The sequence below is a fragment of the Allgaiera indica genome (genome assembly GCF_900106675.1).
GTDB classification, from domain to species: Bacteria; Pseudomonadota; Alphaproteobacteria; order Rhodobacterales; family Rhodobacteraceae; genus Acidimangrovimonas; species Acidimangrovimonas indica.
In genome coordinates, this window is sequence record NZ_FNOB01000072.1 from 1 (window position 1) to 1,352 (window position 1,352).

At 66.7% G+C, this 1,352-nt stretch carries 2 protein-coding genes; both read right to left on the minus strand.

Annotated features, from left to right (window positions below):
- Nucleotides 1-530 (minus strand): SDR family oxidoreductase (locus tag BLV97_RS20615; protein WP_092164242.1); only part of this gene is annotated, 530 nt, incomplete at its 3' end.
- Nucleotides 531-597: 67 nt separating this feature from the next.
- The gene (locus BLV97_RS20620) at nt 598-1,281 is read right to left on the minus strand and encodes a type 1 glutamine amidotransferase domain-containing protein (protein ID WP_092164243.1); all 684 of its coding nucleotides are present in this window, start codon (nt 1,279-1,281) and stop codon (nt 598-600) included.
- Nucleotides 1,282-1,352 lie beyond the last annotated feature (71 nt).

The following is a 1,352-nucleotide window of genomic DNA, read 5'->3' on the forward strand; positions in this document are numbered from 1 at the left end:
TGCAGGCAGGTGACGCGGCCACCGGCCTCGCCGAGTTCCAGCCCCAGGTTGTCGGCATAGCCCCGGATGAACCACTTGGTCGCCGAATAGACCGATCCCCACATCGCCCCCTGCGACGCCTTCGACCCCATCAGCACCATGTGCCCCTTCGAGGCGCGCAGATGCGGCAGCGTGAATTTCGCGGTATAGGTCACGGCCAGGCAGTTCACCTCGATCATCTCGCGGAAATTCTCGGCCGATCCTGCCTCGGTCCCGCGCGCCGAAGCGCCGACTCCTGCATTGGCCACGACCACGTCGAGCCGCCCGAAATGTTCGACCGCGCGCGCGACCATGGCTTCCTGTGACGCCGGATCGGTGACGTCGGTGGGCAGCGCCAGCGCGTTACCTTCGCCCAGATCCTTGACCAGGGCTTCGAGTTTCGCCTCCGACCGGGCTGCAAGCGCCACCTTGTGCCCTGCGGCGACTGCATGGCGCGCGCAGCTTTCGCCGATCCCCGAGGACGCGCCGGTGATAAGAATGACCTTAGACATGTCGGCCTCTCCGGTTTTGGGTTCGGGCGAAGAGGGCGCCGCCCGGACGGGGCGGCGCCTTTCGTGATCAGCCCAGAAGGGCCAGCACCTTGTCCGCGGCCGCCTCGGACGAGGCGGGGTTCTGGCCGGTCACCAGCCGGCCATCGACCACCGCATGCGGCTGCCAGTCGCCCACGCTTTCGAACTCGGCGCCAAGTTCCCGCAGGCGGGTTTCCAGCAAGAAAGGCACGGCCTCGACAAGGCCCACGGCCCGTTCCTCGCTGTCGGTGAAGGCCGAGACCTTGCGCCCCTTCACGATCGGATCGCCGTTCGCGTCCAGCGCGTTGGCAAAGGCCGCCGGGCCGTGACAGACCGACGCGACCACTTTGCCGCTGTCCCAGGCCTTGCCGATGGCCTTGGCGGCCAGGTCGCTTTCGGCCAGGTCGAACATCGCGCCGTGCCCGCCGGGGATGTAAAGCGCGTCATACGCGGTCACATCCTCGTCTTCGAGCCGGGCGGGAGACTTCAAGAGGGCGGTCGCCTTCGCGTCGGCCCGGAAGCGGGTGACCGACGCCGGGGCATCGTCGCCGGTCGCGTCCGAATTCGGATCGATCGGGATTGCCTTGCCGCCGAGCGTGACGAGCGTGACCTCATGGCCCGCGTCCAGAAAAGCGTAGTAGGGGGTCGCGAGTTCCTCATACCAGACACCCGTGGGCTTGCCGGTATCGCCCAGAACGTCGGATGCGGTGGAAAGAATGAGAATGCGTGCCATTGTGTTGGCCTCCTGCGATTTGCGTTTCGGGGCATTTCCGGTCCTGTTCGCCTTGGGCCGTCAACGCTTCA

Bases quoted from the DNA above. Each gene is read 5' to 3' on its own strand.
- BLV97_RS20620 (WP_092164243.1), bottom strand. From the start codon at position 1,281: ATGGCACGCATTCTCATTCTTTCCACCGCATCCGACGTTCTGGGCGAT.